This window comes from Plantibacter sp. CFBP 13570 (assembly GCF_014841395.1).
GTDB lineage: Bacteria > Actinomycetota > Actinomycetes > Actinomycetales > Microbacteriaceae > Plantibacter > Plantibacter auratus.
The window spans coordinates 82390-101023 of the sequence record NZ_JACYTW010000002.1; the positions used below are offsets into that span (position 1 = coordinate 82390).

Here is an 18634-nt window from a genome sequence, read left to right on the forward strand (position 1 = left end):
TGTGGAGAGGCCGGGCAGCGGTGGAGGCCGGTGTGTCAGGATGGCCCGACGCTTGTTCATAATCCGAACAAACCCCGTTCCAGCCCCACGATCCCGCGTCGCCGACGCCGAAGGAACCGCCCATGAGCCTGCTGCCCCGCCCCGTCTCGCAGACCACCGACGCCTCCGCTCCCCCGTTCCGGTTGTCGGCGGAGTCGGTGATCCGTACCGACCCGTCGGTTGCGACCACAGCTCGGATCCTCGCCCACGCCTTGCGCACCTCGACGGGGTTCGCCCTCCCGGTCGAGACCACCGGCACGGAGGAGGTCGTGGCCTCCGCGGGTACGGACATCACGCTGTCGATCGACCCCAGCCTGTCGACGACGAGCGGGGCCTATCGATTGACCGCCGCGGCCTCCGGTGTCGAGATCGTCGGCGCGGACGCCGACGGGGTCCACCACGGCACGCAGACGCTCAGGCAGCTCCTCCCGCCGGCCAACTGGGCACCGACGGCCGGCGCACAGGACTGGATCGTCTCTGCGACCTTCATCGATGACGCTCCGCGCTTCGCCTACCGCGGCGCGATGCTCGACGTCGCGAGGCACTTCTTCACGGTCGCGCAGGTGCAGCGGTTCATCGACCAGATCGCCGCACTCAAGCTCAACCACCTGCATCTGCATCTCACCGACGACCAGGGGTGGCGCCTCGAGATCGCCGGGTGGCCGGAGCTCACCGGGATCGGTGCGGCGACCGCCGTCGGTGGTGGTACGGGCGGCTCGTACAGCGCCGACGACTACCGGGCGATCATCGAGTACGCCGCCGACCGCCGCATCACGATCGTCCCCGAGATCGACGTCCCCGGACACACGAACGCGGTCCTCTCGGCGTATCCCGAACTCAACCCGGACGGCGTCGCCCGCGAGCCGTACACCGGCACGGAGGTCGGCTTCTCGAGCCTCGACATCCATGCCGAGTCCACCTACACGTTCCTCGAGGACGTGTTCACCCAGCTCGCTGCGATGACCCCGGGCCCCTATCTCCACCTGGGCGGCGATGAAGCGCTCGCCACCACTGAGGAGGACTTCCTCCACTTCGCCCGTCGGGTCTCCGAGTTGGTCGCCACGACGGGGAAGACCGCCATCGCCTGGCACGAGTTCGGCGCGTCACGCGACCTCGACCCCGGCACCATCGGCCAGTACTGGAACTACGTCTCCCCCGAGGACGGTCACGCCGACAAGCTGCGCTCGTTCGTGGATCAGGGCGGGCAGGTCATCATGTCTCCGGCGGACGCCGCCTACCTCGACATGCAGTACCCCGACGTCGCGACGGCAGGCCTCACCTGGGCGGACGGCCCCACGAGTGTCGAACGCTCCGCCGTCTGGGAGCCGACCGAGATCGTCGAAGGCGTCGGTGAGCAGGACATCCTCGGCGTCGAGGCCCCGCTCTGGACGGAGACCGTGGCCGACGTGCAGACGCTCGAGTTCCTCGTCTTCCCTCGTGTCGCGTCCATCGCGGAGATCGGATGGTCGGAGCGACGCGCGCCGGACTGGAGCGACTTCCGGGTCCGGCTGGCCGAACTTGCTCAGGGATGGTCGGCAGCGGGCATCGCCTTCCACCGCTCCCCCGAGGTCAGCTGGCTCGACTGATCCGAGCGACGGTCGGAAAGGCGGCCGGGAGCGATGCTCGCCCCCGAGCACCACTCCCGGCCTGTCGACGGGTACGCACGAAGGCGCCCCCTCCCGTCGAGATCTGCAACGTTTCGGGTCCGTTGCCCGATGCACACCGGCCGTGGCGCGCATCGTGGCCGTCCGAGGACGACCCAGCCGGGTCCCCGTCGCCGGGAATCCTGCTGTTCATCCTGAGAGAGTGCATCCCGAGCAGGTCATGACGCGGTTTCCCAGAACAATCGAAACGGATCTTCCTCGTCGCCAGCGGCTGTCCGCGAGGCACCTCGTGCCAAGATGAGGAATCGGCGTCATGATCCCGCTCCACCCGACTCTCTTGGGCGGGCACGGTGCCCGGTAGTGCGCAGCTCGCAGACGGAGGCATCATGAGCCTGGATACATCCCCGGCTTCATCGCTCACCGAGCGATCGGATGCCGAGCTCATCGAGCACACCCGCACGGGCTCGCAGGACGCCTATGCGGAGCTGTGGCGACGGCACTCGAACGCCGGACGGACCGTCGCCCGGTCCGTCACCTCGAGCCTCGATCCCGACGACCTCGTCTCGGAGTCCTTCGCCCGCATCTATCAGGCGGTCCGTCGTGGGAAGGGACCCACCGGCGCCTTCCGCCCGTACCTGTTCACCACCATCCGGAACACGGCGGCCGCGTGGGGCCGATCGCGTCGGGAGACCTCGCTCGACACCCTGGACTCCTTCGAGGACCCGGACACGAACGAGGCCTCCTCGATCGAGGCCCTCGATCGCAGCCTGAGTGCCCGAGCGTTCCGGAGCCTGCCGACCCGGTGGCAGGAGGTGCTCTGGTACACGGAGATCGAGGCGATGACGCCTGCGGAGGTCGCGCCGCTCCTCGGGATGAAGGCCAACTCGGTGTCCGCGCTCGCCTACCGAGCACGCGAGGGTCTGCGCGAAGCGTGGATCCAGGCGCACCTGCAGGCCGTCGACGACGATTCGGAGCACGCCTTCACGATCAGCAGGCTCGGATCGTACGCGCGCGGGAACCTCTCCGCGCGGGACACCGCCAAGGTCGAGTCGCACCTGGACGCCTGTCAGCGGTGCACCATCGTGGCCGCTGAGGCGAAGGAGGTCGGCTCGCGCATGGCGCTCGTCCTCCTCCCCCTCGTCGCAGGCGCCGCCGGTGCGGCCGGCTACACCGCGTGGTTGCAGACGAACGGTGCGTCGACGACCGCGGTCGCCGCGATGCCGGCCGGCGTCACCGGCGGGGTCGCACTGACGGCGCACCTGAGCACCTCGGTGGCGGCCTCCGGCGGAGCAGCGACTTCCGGCGCAGCCGGTTCCAGTGGCGCCGCGTCCGGCGCCGGTGTCGCGTCGGGTGCGGGCGTCGCGGGTGCTGCGACGGCGGGTCTCTCCGGTGGGATCATCGCCGCGATCGGCATCGGCGTCGTCGCGGTGGTGACCGCAGCCGCGCTCGTCCTGGGTCCGGTGGTGTTCCCGCCCGGAGCAGACTCGGCGACCTCTGTCTCGGCCGACGAGACCAGCGACCCCGTCGCCGTGCCGACACCGGGCGCGACTCCGACCACGGGTCCGACGACGTCGCCGTCCGCGCCGACGACCCCGACACCCTCGGCACCGGTGCCCACTCCCCGGCCGACGCCCGGCACGGGTGCGACGCCGCCTCCGGTGGCCGACCCCCAGGTGCCGTCGCCGACGGCTCCGCCCGTCGCCCCTCCCGTCGATCCCGTCGACCCGGTGGACCCCGTGGATCCGACGGACCCCGAGGAGCTCCCGGCGCCGACGATGGCCGCCGACACCGGTGGCGGCTTCCTGTGGCCCGCCTTTAGCGGTACCGCCGCGGCCGGCGCCACCGTCGACATCCTCGACGGAGACGTGGTCGTCGCGTCGACGGTCGTGCCGGCCTCCGCTCGGCGGGCGTCCGCCACAGCCCCTCCCGAGACCGGGACCTGGTCGACCGGCCCGGTCGACCTCGGCCGCACGGGCACCTTCGTCCTGACCGTCCGCCAGACCCTGGGCGACGAGGTCTCCGTGTCCGCCGAACCGGCCACCATGTCGATCAGCGGGCCGGCCGTCACCGGGCTCCGGACGGTCCTGTCGGTGCAGTTCCTCGATCCGACCGGCCCGCTCGTGGTCGTCGGTGCTCCGAACGGCGCGGTCGGATACACGGTCGACGGTGGTGACGAGCAACGCGTCGCGCTCGACGCCGACGGTCGAGCGACGCTCACCGGCGCCGCCGTTGCCGTCGGGTTCCACGAGCTCAGCGTCTGGAGCGTCGACCCGTCCGACCCATCGCGCGTGGGACCTGCGACCTCCGTCGAGTACCTCTCGCTGACCGGACTCCTGAGTACCGACGCCGCCGTCGATCCGGCGACGGCCCCGCTCCCGGAAGCGGTTCTGGACACCGCACCGGAGGCGGTTCCCGCTCCGGTCCCGGTTCAGGCCGTCGTCGACCCGATCGCGGATCAGACCCCGGTGGAAGCGGCTCCCGCGACGGAGCCGGACGTGCCGAGTACGACCGAGCCGGATCCCGCGACGGAGACGCCGGTGGCGACCGCGCCCGACGTCACCGCGCCGACCGATGGTGCAGACGCCTCACCGGCGCCGACGACGGACGAACCGGTTGTACCGTAAGCGGTCCCGCTCAGCGCGTCCGCAACGGCTCGTGCTCGATCAGACGGACTCGCGCTTGCGGGTGCGCAGCACGTCCGCCGCGAGGAGTGAGGTCGCGACCACGGCGAGGCACACGTACACCCACGGCAGCACGCCGAGACCGATCTCGGCGAGGAGCAACGCGCCGAGCGCCGAGCCGCCACCGATACCCGTGTTGAACGCCGTCGTGTAGAACGCGTTCGCGGTGTCGCGGATGCGCGGGCTCGCCGCGTGCAGGAGGCGCGTCTGCATGAGCGGCGGCAGCATGCCGAAGGCCGTCCCCCAGAGGAAGAACGCGACGAGCGCGCCCGGAAGCCAGCCTGCCGAGAGGGCGAGCGCGCTCACCATGGCGGCAGACACGGTCAGGGCGACGAACAGCCCCGTGGTCGCACGCCTCGCGAAGACGCTGCCGGTGAGGATGAGGCCGATCGCGCCCGCGACGCCGTAGACGAGGAGGAGGATGCTGAGCTGGCCGGCCGGGACACCGACCTCGCCGATGAGGAACGGTGCGATGTAGGTGTAGAACGCGTAATGGCCCGCCATGATGACGCCGACCGCGATGCAGACGATCGCGACCGGGACGATGCTCGGATCACGGCCCGTGGCACCCGAGGCTGCCGCGTGCGACTCCTCCCGACCGACGGGCGGCAGCTTCCACCACACGACGACGGCGCCGAGGAGCATCGCCGCGGCGAGGACGCCGAACGCGAGTCGCCAGCCGAGCGCGTGCCCGAGCGCGGTGCTGAGCGGGACGCCGAGGACGAAGGCGAGCGTGCCTCCCGCGATCGTCACGGACACGGCGCGCGCGAGCTGCTCCTTCGGGACCAGGTGACCGGCGTACGCGCCGACGACCGCCCAGAAGACGCCATGGGCGAGCCCGCCGAGCACCCGGGTGGCGACGAGGAGCTCGTAGTTCGGGGCGAGCGCGCCGAGACCGGTGCTCACGCCGAGGACCACGATGACGGCCACGAGCAACGCGTGTCGCGGGACACGCCTGGTGAGGTGGATGAGCGCGGTGCTCGACAGCACCACCGTGAACGCGAACACGCTGACAAGGAGCCCGATCTGCGACTCGGTGACGCCGAGCGAGGTGCTCATCTCCGGGAGGAGGCCGGTCGGGATCATCTCGCCGGTGACGGAGAGGAAGGTGCCCGCCGCGAGCGCGATCAGGCCGACCCAGGGGGACAGCGGTGACGTCGGCTTGGAGGGTTCGGCGGCGCGCGCCGAGGAGGGCGAAGAGGAGGTCATCGGATTGCTCCAACGATGGCGTTCACTCGTCGGCTGACGTGGCGGACGAGTTCGTCTACGCGCTGATGTGCGCGCCCAGGGTCAACCGACATCCGGCGACCGCGGACGAGTCTACCCGAGGGCGGGAATGCGGAGGGCTCGATCCGACGTTGCAGCTGACGTGAAGGTGACAGAGAGGCCGCTCATGCGCATTGCAGAACTCGCTGAACGAACGGGTGTCCCGGCCACCCGGCTCCGCTCCTACGAGGAGGAGGGACTCCTGGCGCCCGTGCGCGCGTCGCACGCGCCCGAGGAGTACGAACCGTCCGCGATCGACCACGTCGTCACGGTCGACAACCTGTTCGACGCGGGGCTCACGACCCGTCTCGTGCGCGTGGTCCTCGATCTCGACGACGCACGCACCTCGCGTGCCGTGCCCGACTGCTCCCGCGCGACGGCCGAGTCGCTCCACGCGCAGATCGCCTCGATCGACGCCCGCATCGACTGCCTGCGACAGAGCCGCGAGACGGTGCGGTCGTACCTGCGGCAGTCCTCCCACGCCGACCTCGTCGACGAGCGGTCCGTCCCTGCGGCTTGAGCCGTCGGGTCCCGGTAACCTGAGTCGGTGACGAACTCGACCGATCCCTCCGCTGTGCCATCGACCACGCACGAGCGCTCCGTCCACTGGGTGCTCTCGATCATCTGCGAGGACCGGCCCGGCATCGTGCACGCGATCAGCGGTGCGATCGTCGAGGCCGACGGCAACATCACCGAGAGCCAGCAGTTCTCGAGCGATGACACCGGGCGGTTCTTCATGCGGCTCCAGGTCGAGGCGGCGGTCTCGCGCGAGCGCTTCGAGGCGGCCATCGCACCGGTCGTCGAGCGGTACGCCCTCCAGTGGCGGCTCGACGTCGTCGGTCGTCCGCTCCGGACGCTCGTCCTGGCCTCGACGGCGGCACACTGCGTCAACGACCTCCTCTTCCGTCAACGGGCCGGCCAGCTCCCGGTCGAGATCCCCCTCGTGCTCAGCAACCACGGTTCACTCCGCGATCTCGCCTCCTTCTACGGCGTGCCCTTCGAGGCGCTGCCCGTGACGGACGCCGCCTCGAAGGCGGCGTTCGAGGCCAGGGTCGTCGAGGCCGTCGAGGAGCACGACATCGAGCTCGTCGTCCTCGCCAGGTACATGCAGATCCTCTCCCCCGAGCTCTGCGAGCGCCTCGCCGGTCGCGCCATCAACATCCACCACTCCTTCCTGCCCGGTTTCAAGGGCGCGAACCCCTACAAGCAGGCGCATGCGCGCGGCGTCAAGCTCATCGGTGCGACGGCGCACTTCGTGACGAGCGACCTCGACGAGGGACCGATCATCGAGCAGAACGTCGTCCGCGTGGACCACTCCCGCTCCCCCGCGGAGCTCGTCGCCATCGGCCAGGACGAGGAGAGCCGCACCCTCACCCAGGCGGTGAAGTGGTTCGCCGAGGACCGCGTCCTCCTCGACGGTGCGCGCACGATCATCTTCCGCTGACCCGGAGCGGGCTCGCTGCCACGCGCCGTAGAATCGTGTGGTGTCTGAACGAACTCCCGCCGACGTGAAGATCGGCCCCAACGAGATCCTGCGGTTCTTCCTCGAACTCTTCGCCTTCTTCTCGCTCGGCTTCTGGGGCGTCGCGGTGTGGCCGTTCCCGCTGAACGTGGTCGTCGGGATCGCCGCGCCGGTCGTGGCGATCATCCTCTGGGCGCTGTTCCTCTCACCGCGCGCCGTGATCCGCATCGACCTCTACGGCCAGGCGGTCGTCGAGCTCCTCATCTTCGCGGCGGCGGCGCTCGCCTGGTTGCACCTCGGGCAACCGATCATCGCGACCGTCTTCGCCGTGGTCGCCGTCGCCAGTGGTGTCGTCCGCGGACGGAAGCAGCTCGCATGAACGAGCTCCTGATCCACTCCGCCACCAAGGTCGACGTCGACGGCCACCAGGACGCCTTCTGGCTGCACGCGGTCGACGGGGTCATCCGCTCCACCGGCACCGGCGACGACTGGCGGTCCATCCCCGTCGGCGACGGCGCATCCGTCCTCGACGCACACGGCGGCCACCTCACGCCGGGGTTCATCGACCTCCACGTCCACGGTGGCGGCGGGTCGTCCTTCGACGACGGACGCGACGCTATCGGACGCGCACTCGCGGTGCACCGGGCGCACGGGACCACGAGGACACTCATCAGTCTCGTCTCGAACCCGGTCGACGCCCTCGTCGCGAGTCTCGAGGGGATCGCCGACCTCGTCGCCGAGGATCCCCTGGTCCTCGGAGCCCACCTCGAAGGTCCGTTCCTCTCACCGGCCAAGAAGGGCGCGCACGACCCCGGGGCGCTCATCGACCCGAGCCCGGCGGTCGTCGAACGCCTCATCGACGCGAGCCGAGGTACGCTCCGGCAGATCACGATCGCCCCTGAGCTGCCGAACGCCCTCGAGGCGATCCAGGTCCTCGTCGAGGCCGGCGTCATCGTCGCCGTGGGTCACACCGACGCCGACGAGGCACTGACGAAGACGGCGTTCGATCTCGGCGCCCGGCTCGTCACCCACGTGTTCAACGCGATGAACGGGATCCACCACCGCGCGCCCGGACCGATCATCGCCTCCTTCGCCGACGAGCGGGTCACGGTCGAGCTCATCCTCGACGGCGAACACGTGCACCCCGACGTCGCCAAGCTCGCCTTCGAGCAGGCACCGGGCCGTGTCGCACTCATCACCGACGCGATGGCCGCAGCAGGGTCCTCCGACGGCCGTTACCTCCTGGGAGCCCTCGAGGTCCAGGTGACGGACGGTTTGGCGCGGCTCGTGGAAGGCGACTCGATCGCCGGCTCCACGCTGACGCTCGACCGGGCGCTCCGACTCGCCGTCGCGAGCGGTGTCGCGGCGGACGCCGCGGTCGGTGCCCTCACGAGCACCCCGGCCCGCGTCCTCGGCATGGCCGACCGCTTCGGACGGCTGGCCCCGGGATACGCCGCGGACGCCGTCCTCCTCGACCACCAGTGGAACGTCCAGGCGGTCTGGGCCGACGGATCAGCCCTGCCGCGATGACGACGCCTCCCGTCCTCGACGCCCTCCGTGACGCCCTCGGCGACGCAGTCTCAACGACGGACGCCGTCCTCGCGGACGCACGGTCCGACAAGTCCGGACACATGTCGGACGCCCCGCCCCTCGCCGTGGTCTCCGCGCGTTCCATCGAGGACGTCCAGACGGTCATGCGCATCGCCACCGCGACCGGGACGCCGGTCGTGACGCGCGGAGCCGGTACCGGACTGGCCGGCGGCGCGCTCGGCGGCGCGGGCGAGATCGTCCTGTCGACGCTCGAGATGCAGCGCGTCCTGGAGATCAACGAACCCGACCTCCTCGCGGTGGTCGAACCGGGCATCATCAACGGCGCCTTCAACGACCTCCTGCTCGCCAGGGGGCTCTGGTTCGCTCCCGACCCGGCGAGCCGCGCGATCTCGACCGTCGGTGGGAACATCGCGACCGGTGCCGGCGGCCTGCTCTGCGCCAAGTACGGCGTGACGCGCGACGCAGTGCTCGCGCTCAAGGTCGTCCTGGCCGACGGTCGGCTCATCAGCGTCGGGCACCGGAGCGTGAAGGGGGTCACCGGCCTCGACCTCACGAGTCTCATGGTCGGCTCCGAGGGCGTCCTCGGCGTCATCGTCGAGGCGACCGTCCGCATCCGGCGCGTGACGCCGGGCACCGTCGCGACCATCGCCGGCTACTTCCCGAGCGTGGTCTCGGCAGCGGAGGCCACCGCCGCCGTCACCGCGTCCGGTGTCCAGCCGTCGATCATGGAACTGCTCGACCCCGTCGCGCTCGTCGCCGTGCATCGCTACCTGCAGCTGCCGACCCCGACCAGCGGCGAGGCGCACGTCGTGATCCAGACCGACGGCCCGAACGCCGAGGCGGAGGCCGCCGCGATCCTCGATGTGCTCCACGCCGGCGGCGGGCGTGCCGAGATGTCCACCGACCACGCGACGGGTGAGCATCTGTTGGCCGTCCGCCGTGCCCTGCACCCCTCGCTCGAGCAGTTCGGCACCCCGCTCATCGAGGACGTGTCGGTCCCCCGCAGCCAATTGGCGGCGATGTTCACGGCGATCGGCGAGATCGAGCGCCGGTACGGCATCTCCATCCCGACGGTCGCGCACGCGGGCGACGGCAACCTCCACCCGAACTTCGTCTTCGAGGGTGTCGAGGTACCCGACCTCATCTGGCAGGCCGCCGACGACCTCTTCACCACCGCGCTGCGGCTCGGCGGTACCCTCACCGGCGAGCACGGCATCGGCCTGCTCAAGAAGCGCTGGCTCGGCGACGAGCTCGGCGAGGATCAGCTGGCGCTCCAGCACGGGATCAAGCGGCTCTTCGACCCCGAGAACCTCCTCAACCCGGGCAAGATGTTCTGAGGCCCTTCGACAGGCTCAGGGACCGGAACAGGCTCGGGGACCGGAGGCTGGCTCAGGGACCGGAACGGGCTCCGAAAACGGCGACAGGCCCAGGGTCCGGACGGATCCGGTCCCTGAGCCTGTCGACGGGCGTTACGCGAGCGATGCCTGTCGGGCGACGACCTGCGCGAGCACCGCGGGAGCCAGCGGGTGCTCGGGCGCGAGGCCGGTGACCTCCTCGACGAAGGTGCCCGGCGCGAGCTCGTGGAGCTTCGCCTGCAGGTGGACGCTCTGCTCGTCGTCGGCGACGTCGAACTCGAGCGCAGCTCCGATCGCCGAGACGAGTGCGTCGTGGGCCATCCCGCGCTCCGCCAGCTCTGCGGCGGGCCCGATGAACCGCTCGGTCCGGCTCAGTTTGCGCAACGGCTGCCGACCGACGCGCTCCACGGTGTCGGGCAGATGCACGTTCGAGAAGCGACGGAGGATCGTCTCGCGGTACTCGCGTTGCGCGTCGACGTCGAGCCCGTGCTTGGCGACGAGCAGCGCGGAGGTCTCCTCCAGCACCGCGCCGACGGCCGCGGCGATCGACGGCTCGGCGAGCGCTTCGGCGATCGTCCCGATACCGGCGCGCGCACCGAAGTAGGCGACGGAGGCGTGGCCGGTGTTCACGGTGAAGAGCTTCCGCTCGATGTACGGCGCGAGCTCCTCGACGAAGTGGGCACCGGGGATCGACGGCAGGGAGCCGTTGAACGCCGGGGTCTCGATGGCCCACTCGTAGAAGGTCTCGACGGTCACGTCGATGCCCTGCCCGGCGGGCTGGCCCGGGACGATGCGGTCAACGGCCGTGTTCGCGAACACGGCCCGGGTCGACAGCGACGCCCAGGCCTCGTCGCCGACCGCCTGGCGCACCTCGGTGGCGAGGAGGTCGGTGGCGTTGATCGCGTTCTCGCAGGCCATGACGGCGAGCGGAGCGGCGTCGGCCGGACGGGCGGCGATCCCACGCGCGATGACCGGAGCGACGAAGCGCAGGATGGTCGGCCCGACGGCGGTGGTCACCACCTCGGCGGTTGCGATCTCCTGGACGAGGGCCTCCTCGTCGGTGGCACTGTTGATCGCGCGGAACCCGGTGACGACCGTGTCCTTCGCGCCGTCGCCCACCTCGTGCACCGTGTAGCTGTCGGCCGCGGCGATCGCATCGATGAGCTCGGCGTTGACGTCCGCGAAGACGACCTCGTAGCCACCCTCGTGGAGGAGCAGGCCGACGAAGCCGCGCCCGATGTTGCCGGCGCCGAAGTGGACGGCTCGCATCACTCGTTGACCTCGCTCAGGAGCGCGTAGAGCTCCTCAGGCGTCTCGGCTGCGAGCAGCTTGGCGACCTCGTCGTCCTCGGAGAAGATGATGGCGATCTTGGAGAGGATCTCCATGTGCCCGCCGTCCTTGCCGGCGATGCCGACGACGAAGCGGACCTCGTCGCCGTCCCAGTCGATGGGGGTCTCGTAGCGGGTGAACGACAGGGCGGAATCGCGGACCGCCTCCTTCGCGTCGTTCGTCCCGTGCGGGATGGCGAGGAGGTTGCCCATGTAGGTCGACACGGACTGCTCGCGGGCGAGCATGGCCTCGAAGTACTCGTCGGTCACGGCTCCGGCTGCTTCGAGGGCGTCGGCAGCGCGGCGGATGGCCTCCTCCTGCGTCACCGTCCCGGTGACGATGGTGATCCGATCCTGGGTCAGTACCTGCGACATGTCTTCCTCTGCATTCGTCGTGCGGGGCTCCGCCGGTGCGGTCCGGAGCCGGGTGAAGGGCGGTGGATGGAGCCCCGGGGCGCACGCCCTTCGCGTGCGCCCCGGGATCGTTCCGTTGCTAGTGTGCTCCCTCTCCGCGGAGCAACTCCACCACTTCGTCGTACTTCGGAGAGTTCATGAAGTTGTCGACCGACATGTGCACGGCACTCGGGGTCTTCTCCTTCGCACGCTCCGTCAGCTCGCGCTGGGTGATGACGAGGTCGACGTCGTCGGCGAGGTTCGCGATCGCTTTGTTGGTGACGGTGATCTCGTCGATGCCGGCCTTCTTGATCTTGTTGCGGAGCACCGAGGCGCCCATCGCACTCGAACCCATACCGGCGTCGCAGGCGAAGACGATGTTGCGGATCGGGCCGCGCTCGAGCGTCGTGACGACGCCCTCATCGACGACGTCGGCACCGGCTGCGGCGCTTCCGGCGGAGAGGTTGCCGAGCACGCTCGACTTCTTCCCCTTGGCGGCTTCGGTCGCGGCGACGGCGGCCGAGAGGTCGCCGGCGTTCTCGTTCTCGAGGTCGCGCTTCCGGCTGGCCCGCAGGATGATCGCGGAGATCGCGAACGAGACGGCTGCTGCGACGATGACCGACAGGATCACGCCGAAGTAGCTGTCGGGTGCGGTCTGGATGAGCACGGCGATGATGCTGCCGGGCGAGGCCGGGGCACGGAGACCCGTGTTGAACGCGACGTTCGTCGCGACACCGGCCATGCCGCCGCCGATCGCAGCCAGGACCAGCATCGGCTTCATGAGCACGTACGGGAAGTAGATCTCGTGGATGCCACCGAAGAACTGGATGATGACCGCGCCGGGGGCCGACGCCTTCGCGAGACCGATGCCGAAGAAGCAGAACGCGAGCAGGATGCCGAGGCCCGGGCCGGGGTTCGCCTCGAGGAGGAACAGGATCGACTTGCCGGTCTCCTCGGACTGCTGGACACCGAGCGGGGTCAGCACACCGTGGTTGATGGCGTTGTTGAGGAAGAGGATCTTGCCGGGCTCGATGAAGATGCTCGCGATCGGCAGGAGCGAGTTGGCGACGAGCCAGTCGACGATGCCCTCGAGGAAGCTGCTGAGCGCGGTGACGATCGGTGCGATACCGAAGAACCCGCCGATGGCGAGGAGGGCTCCGAGGATACCCGCGGAGAAGTTGTTGACCAGCATCTCGAAGCCGGCCTTGATCTTGCCGTCCCAGATCCGGTCCACCTGCTTCATGAGCCACGCGGCGAGCGGGCCCATGATCATCGCACCGATGAACATCGGGATCGCACTGCCGACGATGACACCCATGGTCGCGATGGACGCGACGACGCCGCCACGCTCACCGTAGATCATGCGGCCACCGGTGTTCGCGATGAGCAGCGGGAGCAGGTACGTGATCATCGGGCCGACGAGGCCGACGTACTGCGGGAAGGTCGTACCGTCGTCGGCCTGCGCGAGCGCCGTCGCGGCACCCTGCCAGCCGATGAGGTCGGCGTTGCCGAAGCCGCCGAGGATCCCGTTCGGGAACCAGCCGGTCGCGATGAAGAACGCGGTGATGAGGCCCCAGGCGATGAAGGCCGCGATGTTCGGCATGACCATGCCGGAGAGGAAGGTGCCGAATCGCTGTACGCCAACTCGTGCACCTCCCGGCTTCTTGGGAGTAGACGTCGTTGTCATGATGATGTTGCCTCTTTCATTTCGGGAGTCGTTGCAGCGGTGGCCGCTGCCCTGGCTTCGGCCGCACCGTCGGCGGCCAGTGCTGCTGCCGCGATGCGCCGTGCATCGTCGAGCGTGTACTGCTGGAGGGAGTGACGGACGTCGGCGAGCGCCGACGGTGACATGGACAGGGTGGTGGCGCCGAGTCCGACGAGGACGACGGCGAGGAGCGGGTCGGCGGCTGCTTCGCCGCAGATGCCGACCGGCTTGCCGTGGTGCTGGCCGGCTTCGCCGACGAGCTGCACGAGACGGAGGACCGCCGGGTGCCACGGGTCCTGGAACGCGCCGACGGAACCAAGCAGGCGGTCCGCGGCGAGCGTGTACTGCGTGAGGTCGTTGGTCCCGATCGACGCGAATCCGGCGTGGGCGAGGACGCGGTCGGCGAGGAGGGCGCTCGACGGCACCTCCACCATGACGCCGGGCGTCTTCAGGCCGTACTCAGCGGCGATCGCCATGAAGTACTTCGTCTCCTCGACGGTCGACACCATCGGGGCCATGACCCAGAGGTCGGCGTCCGTCGCGGCGTCGGCCTGGGCGAGCGCCGTGAGCTGCTCGCGCAGGATGTCCTCGCTCGCCCGCAGTGCACGGAGGCCGCGGAGTCCGAGCGCCGGGTTGTCCTCGTGCGCGTCGTTCAGGAACGCCAACGGCTTGTCGGCACCGGCGTCGAGGACGCGCACGACGACCTTCTTGCCGGGGAAGGCGTTCAGGAGCTTCTCGTAGTGCGCACGCTGCTGCTCGACCGTCGGCGCGAGCGCCTGGTCGAGGAAGAGGAACTCGGTGCGGAACAGACCGACGCCCTCGGCGCCGAGCTCTGCGGCGGCGTCGGCGTGCTCGGCCGAGCCCAGGTTCGCGAGCAGCGGCACGGGGGTGCCGTCGGCCAACGCACCGGGGACGACCGGTGCGTTCACGAGCGCGAGGCGGTCGGCGATGCGCTGCTCCGTGGCGGCGACGAGCTCGGGGGTCGGATCGACCGTGACCTCACCGGCTGCCGCGTCGACGACGAGGGTCGTGCCGTCGGTCAGTTCGGCTGCCCCGACGACGCCGACGATCGCGACGATCGACTTCTCGCGGGCGAGGATCGCCGTGTGCGAGGTCGGGCCGCCGTCGCTGGTGACGAGGCCGAGGACCAGGTCGAGGTCGAGCAGTGCGGTGTCGGCCGGCGCGAGGTCGCGGGCGACGAGGATGAACGGGTGGCCGGGCGAGGGGACGCCGGGGGCCGGCACGCCCATGAGGTCGGCGATGACCCGCTGCGACACGTCGTCGAGGTCGGCGGCGCGCTCCCCGAGGTAGCCGCCCATCGCGGCGAGCTGGTCGCGGAACGAGGCGAAGGCCGCGTGGACGGCCCACTCGGCGGTCTTGCCGTCCGCGAGCCGCGTGGCGATCTCCTCGGCGAGGGTCGGGTCCTCCGCCATCATCGCCTGGGCCTCGAGGACGTCACGAGCGGCACCACCGGCGGCGGCGCCTCGGGCCTCGAGCTCGCGGGCGACCGCGGCGAGGGAGGTGTTCGCGCGCTCGGTCTCGGTCGCGAGGTCGAGGGTGCTGGCGACGTCGGCGGGCGCGGGGAGCGGGTCGGCCATGCGGGCTACCGGGCCGACGGCGACGCCCTGGCCGATACCGATGCCCTGGAACGCGGTCATCGGACTACTGCTCGTCATGGTCGGTCACCAGGAGCTCGGAGAGCGTGTCGAGGGTGCCCTCGGCTGCGGCGCCCTCGCCGTCGACGGACAGGGTCACGTAGTCGCCGTGCTCGACGGCGAGCGCGATCACGCCGAGGATGCTCGCCGCGTTGACGGGCTTGCCGCTGCCCTTCGCGATCGTCACCGGGACCCCGGCGTCCTTCGCAGCCTGCGTGAACAGCTTCGCGGGCCTGGCATGCAGGCCGTGCGACGAGCCGATGCGGACGGTTCGAGTTGCCATGGGGTTACCTCCTGGTTGGTGATTGGATCGAGAGGACGAGTTCGAGGGCTCGCGCGCCACCCTCGACGCCGAAGACGTCGCCGGGCAGGACGGCGACCGCGGTGCCGGTGGGCTCGGCCGCTGTGCGCAGCGCGGCCTCGTGGTCGGCGAGGTGGGCGCCGACGAGCAGGACGTCGACACCGTCGAGGGCGATCGTGCCGCTGAGGACCTGCGATTCGGCACCGGCCGCGACGGAGACGTCGATCGATCGGTCGGCTGCTGCGCGACGCAGGCGTTGGGCCATGAACGTGCTCGACGCACCCGCGCCGCAAATCACCAGGATCTTCATCGAACCTTCTCCAGAACCGCCGATTGCCTACCAACCCATCATTCCGTCGCGCCTCTCGCGGCTCCACCAGAAGCTCTTCCGCCGGGGCGGAAAGGTCGTCGAACGCGCGGAAGCAGCCGGGAAGGTGGTTGACTCGGTGGAGCGGTTCGCCCGGACCGCGCGACGGCCGACCGACGGAGAGGGCATCGTGGCACGCGAGAAACACGACCGCATGCTCGGCTACCTCGCGGGACGGGACGGCTGGACGACGGCCACGGAGGTCGCGGAGGTGCTCGGCGTCACACCGCGCAGCGTCCGCAGCTACGTCACGGCGGTCAACACCCGCACGGCACCGCACGACGTCGTCGAGTCCGGGCCGAACGGGTATCGCCTGAACGCCGACGGCTACGCGGTCTACCGACGGCGAGCCGCATCGGCGTTCGAATCGGAGACGCCCCGGGATCGGCTGTACGGGCTCGTCCGGCTGCTCATCAGCGCCCCCTCGGGAATCGACGTGCACGAGACGGCACAGCGGCTCCACGTCAGCGAGTCGACCGTCGAGGGCGACCTGGGCCGGGTCCGCGCCATGCTCGCCGACACCGCCCTCACGCTCGACCGTTCCGGATCGACGGTGACGATGGCGGGCGGTGAGACCGAGCGGAGACGTCTCCTCAGCCGGATGTTCCGCGACGAGACCGATCGCGGCATCGTCGAACTCGAGGCGCTCCAACGCGCGTTCGCGCCGAACGAGTTCAGCCCGTTCAAGGGCGAGCTGCTCGAGGCGTTGACCGCGCGCGGGTACTACGTGAACGAGTACGGCATCGCGAACGTCCTCCTCCACATCGCGATCGCCATCGACCGGGTCACGAAGGACCGTCCGGCGGAGCCCGCAGACCATGCTCCGCGCACCCCGGAGGTCGAGGCGGTCGCGGAGGATCTCGCGCGGCTCGTCGACGCCCACTTCCACGTCACGCTCGGCGAGGGTGACCTCGTGTACCTCAGCTACCTGCTCGTGACGCGGGTGGTGACGCCGGGCAGCGGGGCTCCCGCCGAGGTCCTCGTCGACGACTACGTCAACCAGGACGACCTCGCCGCCGTCCGTCAGGCCGTCGACCGTGCCGGCCGCGAGTACCTCGTCGACCTCTCCGACGAGGACTTCATCGTCCGGCTCACCCTCCACGTGCAGAACCTCATACGTCGGGCACAGGACCAGTCCTACTCACGCAATCCGCTGACCCGCTCGATCAAGACCTCGTACCCGATGATCTACGAGCTCGCGGTCTTCATCGCCAGCCAACTGCAGCGGCACGGCTCGATCATCATCAACGACGACGAGATCGCCTACATCGCGATGCACGTCGGCGCCCAGCTCGAGCAGAAGGCCCGTAAGGAGGCCCTGCTCGGCTCCACGATCGTGTCCGCCGGCTACTACGACATGCACGAGGTGCTGCGCCGACGCGTCGAATCGCAGCTGGGCGACGTCCTCGACGTCCGGTCCGTCATCACCCGCACCGACGTCGACTGGGCCGCAATCGACACCGACCTCGTGCTCACGACGATCGAGCCACCGGCCCCTGCCGACGGCATCGTCGTCATCCAACCGTTCCTCACCGCGGCCGACGTGGAGCGCGTCCGCACCGCGGTCAGCCGCGTCCGTCGATCGTCCCGCTTGTCTGAGATCACCGACGAACTGCTGCAGTACTTCCACCCGGACCTCTTCCTCCGGAACGCGCATGCCGAGGACGAGGAGGGCATGATCCGCTTGCTCGGCGAGCGCATGATCGCCCGGGGGATCATCGACGAGAGCTACCTCACCGCGGCGATCGAGCGGGAGCGCATGTCGTCGACGGCGTTCACCGACACCTTGGCCGTCCCGCACGCCATGGCGATGACCGCGCACTCGACGGCCATCGCGATCGCCGTGAACGAGACGCCGATGGAGTGGGGCGGCGCCCGGGTGAGCGTCGTCGCACTCGTGGCGTTCAGCGAATCGGGTCGTGCCGCGTTCCAGACGGTGTTCGACCAGTTCGTCGAGGTGTTCTCGGAGCGCTCGAGCGTCGCCCGCATCATCCGCCGTTCCGAGGACTTCGCCGGCTTCATCGACGAGCTCGTACACGTCATCGACGGCTGAGTGCTCCACGGGCGCGAGCACCTCTCGGTCATCTACTCATATTTCAGTAGGCTGGGATCTCATCGACAGGAAGAGTCCCATGGCCCCCTCACGCCTTCGCGTCCCGCGCTCCACGCTCCGCGCCGCCGCCCTGCTGGTCGGGTGCATCGTCCTCGTCTCCGGTCCGTCGACAGCCGCCCTCGGCACCCCCTCCAGCGCCGCGGCGCCAGGGGACGAACCCACCCCGGTCGACACCCCCGCCGCCGAGCCCGAGCCCTCCCCGGAGTTCTCCGTCGACGGCGAGCTCACGCAGGGTGGGACGACCACCTCCAATCCCCCGGTGTTCACCGGGACCGGAACGCCGGGTGCCGCCGTCGCGATCGATGGCGCCTGGGGCTCCCAGCTCGGACGGACGACGGTGGAGCCCGATTCCACCTGGTCCATCACCTGGAACAAAGTGGTCATGCCCGGACAGTACTCAGGTGGCCACGTCACCCATAACGACGGGAGGACCATCTCCACCGATCAGTACGATTTCACGGTCGTCGACACGCTCGGCATGCCGTTCACGCTGGGCGGCGGCATGACCGACGGCGTCACGACGACCGAGAACCCTCCCCTCATGTCCGGCACCGGCACACCCGGGGCGCGGATCGAGGTACAGGGGGACTGGGGCTCCTTCCTCGGCCGCACGACGGTCGAGGCCGACGGCACCTGGGAGGTCCGATGGTGCCGCGTCGTGGTCAATCGCAGGTACAACTTCACCAAGGTCATCCAGAACGACGGCAGCTGGCGCGTCCAGGTCATCAAGCCCGACTTCACCTTGAACGATCCAACCGGAGGAGCGAAGGGCGACCCGTCGGCCCCAGCGTGTCAGCGGTGACGGTCAGCCCGG

At 70.0% G+C, this 18634-nt stretch carries 16 protein-coding genes; 9 read left to right on the top strand and 7 right to left on the bottom strand.

Annotated features, from left to right (window positions below):
- The first annotated feature begins 122 nt into the window (after positions 1 to 122).
- Positions 123 to 1625 (top strand): family 20 glycosylhydrolase, encoded by a 1503-nt coding sequence (locus IFT89_RS01430; protein ID WP_202938009.1) that lies wholly within the window; start codon positions 123 to 125, stop codon positions 1623 to 1625.
- 404 nt (positions 1626 to 2029) lie between these two features.
- Positions 2030 to 4267 carry a sigma-70 family RNA polymerase sigma factor gene (locus IFT89_RS01435; RefSeq protein ID WP_202938010.1) on the top strand — a complete coding sequence of 746 codons (2238 nt, stop codon included), beginning with the start codon at positions 2030 to 2032 and terminating at the stop codon, positions 4265 to 4267.
- 39 nt (positions 4268 to 4306) lie between these two features.
- On the opposite strand, the gene IFT89_RS01440 is transcribed toward IFT89_RS01435, so the two are convergent.
- Positions 4307 to 5533, bottom strand: coding sequence for an MFS transporter (locus IFT89_RS01440; protein ID WP_202938011.1), 1227 nt, complete (start codon positions 5531 to 5533; stop codon positions 4307 to 4309).
- Between the two features lie 184 nt (positions 5534 to 5717).
- Here IFT89_RS01440 and IFT89_RS01445 point away from each other — a divergent pair, with 184 nt between their 5' ends.
- Genes IFT89_RS01445 through IFT89_RS01465 form a run of 5 tightly spaced genes read left to right on the top strand, consistent with a single transcriptional unit; the run spans position 5718 to position 9940 of the window.
- The gene (locus tag IFT89_RS01445; RefSeq protein ID WP_191940665.1) at positions 5718 to 6110 is read left to right on the top strand and encodes a MerR family transcriptional regulator; all 393 of its coding nucleotides are present in this window, start codon (positions 5718 to 5720) and stop codon (positions 6108 to 6110) included.
- 27 nt (positions 6111 to 6137) lie between these two features.
- Positions 6138 to 7034, top strand: coding sequence for a formyltetrahydrofolate deformylase (purU, locus tag IFT89_RS01450; protein WP_370582583.1), 897 nt, complete (start codon positions 6138 to 6140; stop codon positions 7032 to 7034).
- Positions 7035 to 7074: 40 nt separating this feature from the next.
- The gene (locus IFT89_RS01455) at positions 7075 to 7431 is read left to right on the top strand and encodes a YrdB family protein (RefSeq protein WP_234993927.1); all 357 of its coding nucleotides are present in this window, start codon (positions 7075 to 7077) and stop codon (positions 7429 to 7431) included.
- Entirely contained in the window at positions 7428 to 8582 is a 1155-nt protein-coding gene (gene nagA, locus IFT89_RS01460; protein ID WP_202938012.1) for an N-acetylglucosamine-6-phosphate deacetylase, read from the top strand. Before IFT89_RS01455 ends, nagA begins: the two co-directional genes overlap by 4 nt.
- Entirely contained in the window at positions 8579 to 9940 is a 1362-nt protein-coding gene (locus IFT89_RS01465) for an FAD-binding oxidoreductase (RefSeq protein ID WP_192018315.1), read from the top strand. The genes nagA and IFT89_RS01465 overlap by 4 nt, the downstream gene beginning before the upstream one ends.
- Before the next feature lie 132 nt (positions 9941 to 10072).
- Here the strand turns inward: IFT89_RS01465 and IFT89_RS01470 are convergent, their stop codons facing one another.
- The 6 genes from IFT89_RS01470 to IFT89_RS01495 all read right to left on the bottom strand — a co-directional run bounded on the left by IFT89_RS01470 (position 10073) and on the right by IFT89_RS01495 (position 15650).
- A complete protein-coding gene (locus tag IFT89_RS01470) occupies positions 10073 to 11227 on the bottom strand; it encodes a mannitol-1-phosphate 5-dehydrogenase (RefSeq protein WP_202938013.1) in 1155 nt (384 codons plus the stop codon).
- Complete coding sequence (locus IFT89_RS01475; protein WP_064296632.1) at positions 11227 to 11661, bottom strand: PTS sugar transporter subunit IIA; 435 nt, start codon at positions 11659 to 11661, stop codon at positions 11227 to 11229. Before IFT89_RS01475 ends, IFT89_RS01470 begins: the two co-directional genes overlap by 1 nt.
- A gap of 118 nt (positions 11662 to 11779) precedes the next feature.
- Positions 11780 to 13366, bottom strand: a complete 1587-nt coding sequence (locus IFT89_RS01480) for a PTS mannitol transporter subunit IICB (protein WP_137242126.1) — start codon at positions 13364 to 13366, stop codon at positions 11780 to 11782.
- The gene (ptsP, locus tag IFT89_RS01485) at positions 13363 to 15042 is read right to left on the bottom strand and encodes a phosphoenolpyruvate--protein phosphotransferase (RefSeq protein ID WP_202938014.1); all 1680 of its coding nucleotides are present in this window, start codon (positions 15040 to 15042) and stop codon (positions 13363 to 13365) included. Before ptsP ends, IFT89_RS01480 begins: the two co-directional genes overlap by 4 nt.
- Before the next feature lie 4 nt (positions 15043 to 15046).
- The gene (locus tag IFT89_RS01490; RefSeq protein ID WP_064296634.1) at positions 15047 to 15322 is read right to left on the bottom strand and encodes an HPr family phosphocarrier protein; all 276 of its coding nucleotides are present in this window, start codon (positions 15320 to 15322) and stop codon (positions 15047 to 15049) included.
- A 4-nt stretch (positions 15323 to 15326) separates the two neighbouring features.
- Entirely contained in the window at positions 15327 to 15650 is a 324-nt protein-coding gene (locus tag IFT89_RS01495) for a PTS sugar transporter subunit IIB (protein WP_202938015.1), read from the bottom strand.
- 187 nt (positions 15651 to 15837) lie between these two features.
- Here IFT89_RS01495 and IFT89_RS01500 point away from each other — a divergent pair, with 187 nt between their 5' ends.
- A complete protein-coding gene (locus IFT89_RS01500) occupies positions 15838 to 17760 on the top strand; it encodes a BglG family transcription antiterminator (protein ID WP_307783375.1) in 1923 nt (640 codons plus the stop codon).
- Between the two features lie 79 nt (positions 17761 to 17839).
- On the top strand, positions 17840 to 18622 hold the full coding sequence (locus IFT89_RS01505; RefSeq protein ID WP_202938016.1) for a hypothetical protein: 783 nt from the start codon (positions 17840 to 17842) through the stop codon (positions 18620 to 18622).
- The last annotated feature ends 12 nt before the right edge of the window (positions 18623 to 18634 follow it).

Coding starts and splice junctions, on each gene's coding strand:
- IFT89_RS01430 (WP_202938009.1), top strand. CDS start 123: ATGAGCCTGCTGCCCCGCCCCGTCTCGCAGACCACCGACGCCTCCGCT.
- IFT89_RS01435 (WP_202938010.1), top strand. CDS start 2,030: ATGAGCCTGGATACATCCCCGGCTTCATCGCTCACCGAGCGATCGGAT.
- IFT89_RS01440 (WP_202938011.1), bottom strand. CDS start 5,533: ATGACCTCCTCTTCGCCCTCCTCGGCGCGCGCCGCCGAACCCTCCAAG.
- IFT89_RS01445 (WP_191940665.1), top strand. CDS start 5,718: ATGCGCATTGCAGAACTCGCTGAACGAACGGGTGTCCCGGCCACCCGG.
- nagA (WP_202938012.1), top strand. CDS start 7,428: ATGAACGAGCTCCTGATCCACTCCGCCACCAAGGTCGACGTCGACGGC.
- IFT89_RS01465 (WP_192018315.1), top strand. CDS start 8,579: ATGACGACGCCTCCCGTCCTCGACGCCCTCCGTGACGCCCTCGGCGAC.
- IFT89_RS01470 (WP_202938013.1), bottom strand. CDS start 11,227: ATGCGAGCCGTCCACTTCGGCGCCGGCAACATCGGGCGCGGCTTCGTC.
- IFT89_RS01475 (WP_064296632.1), bottom strand. CDS start 11,661: ATGTCGCAGGTACTGACCCAGGATCGGATCACCATCGTCACCGGGACG.
- IFT89_RS01480 (WP_137242126.1), bottom strand. CDS start 13,366: ATGACAACGACGTCTACTCCCAAGAAGCCGGGAGGTGCACGAGTTGGC.
- ptsP (WP_202938014.1), bottom strand. CDS start 15,042: ATGACCGCGTTCCAGGGCATCGGTATCGGCCAGGGCGTCGCCGTCGGC.
- IFT89_RS01490 (WP_064296634.1), bottom strand. CDS start 15,322: ATGGCAACTCGAACCGTCCGCATCGGCTCGTCGCACGGCCTGCATGCC.
- IFT89_RS01495 (WP_202938015.1), bottom strand. CDS start 15,650: ATGAAGATCCTGGTGATTTGCGGCGCGGGTGCGTCGAGCACGTTCATG.
- IFT89_RS01505 (WP_202938016.1), top strand. CDS start 17,840: ATGGCCCCCTCACGCCTTCGCGTCCCGCGCTCCACGCTCCGCGCCGCC.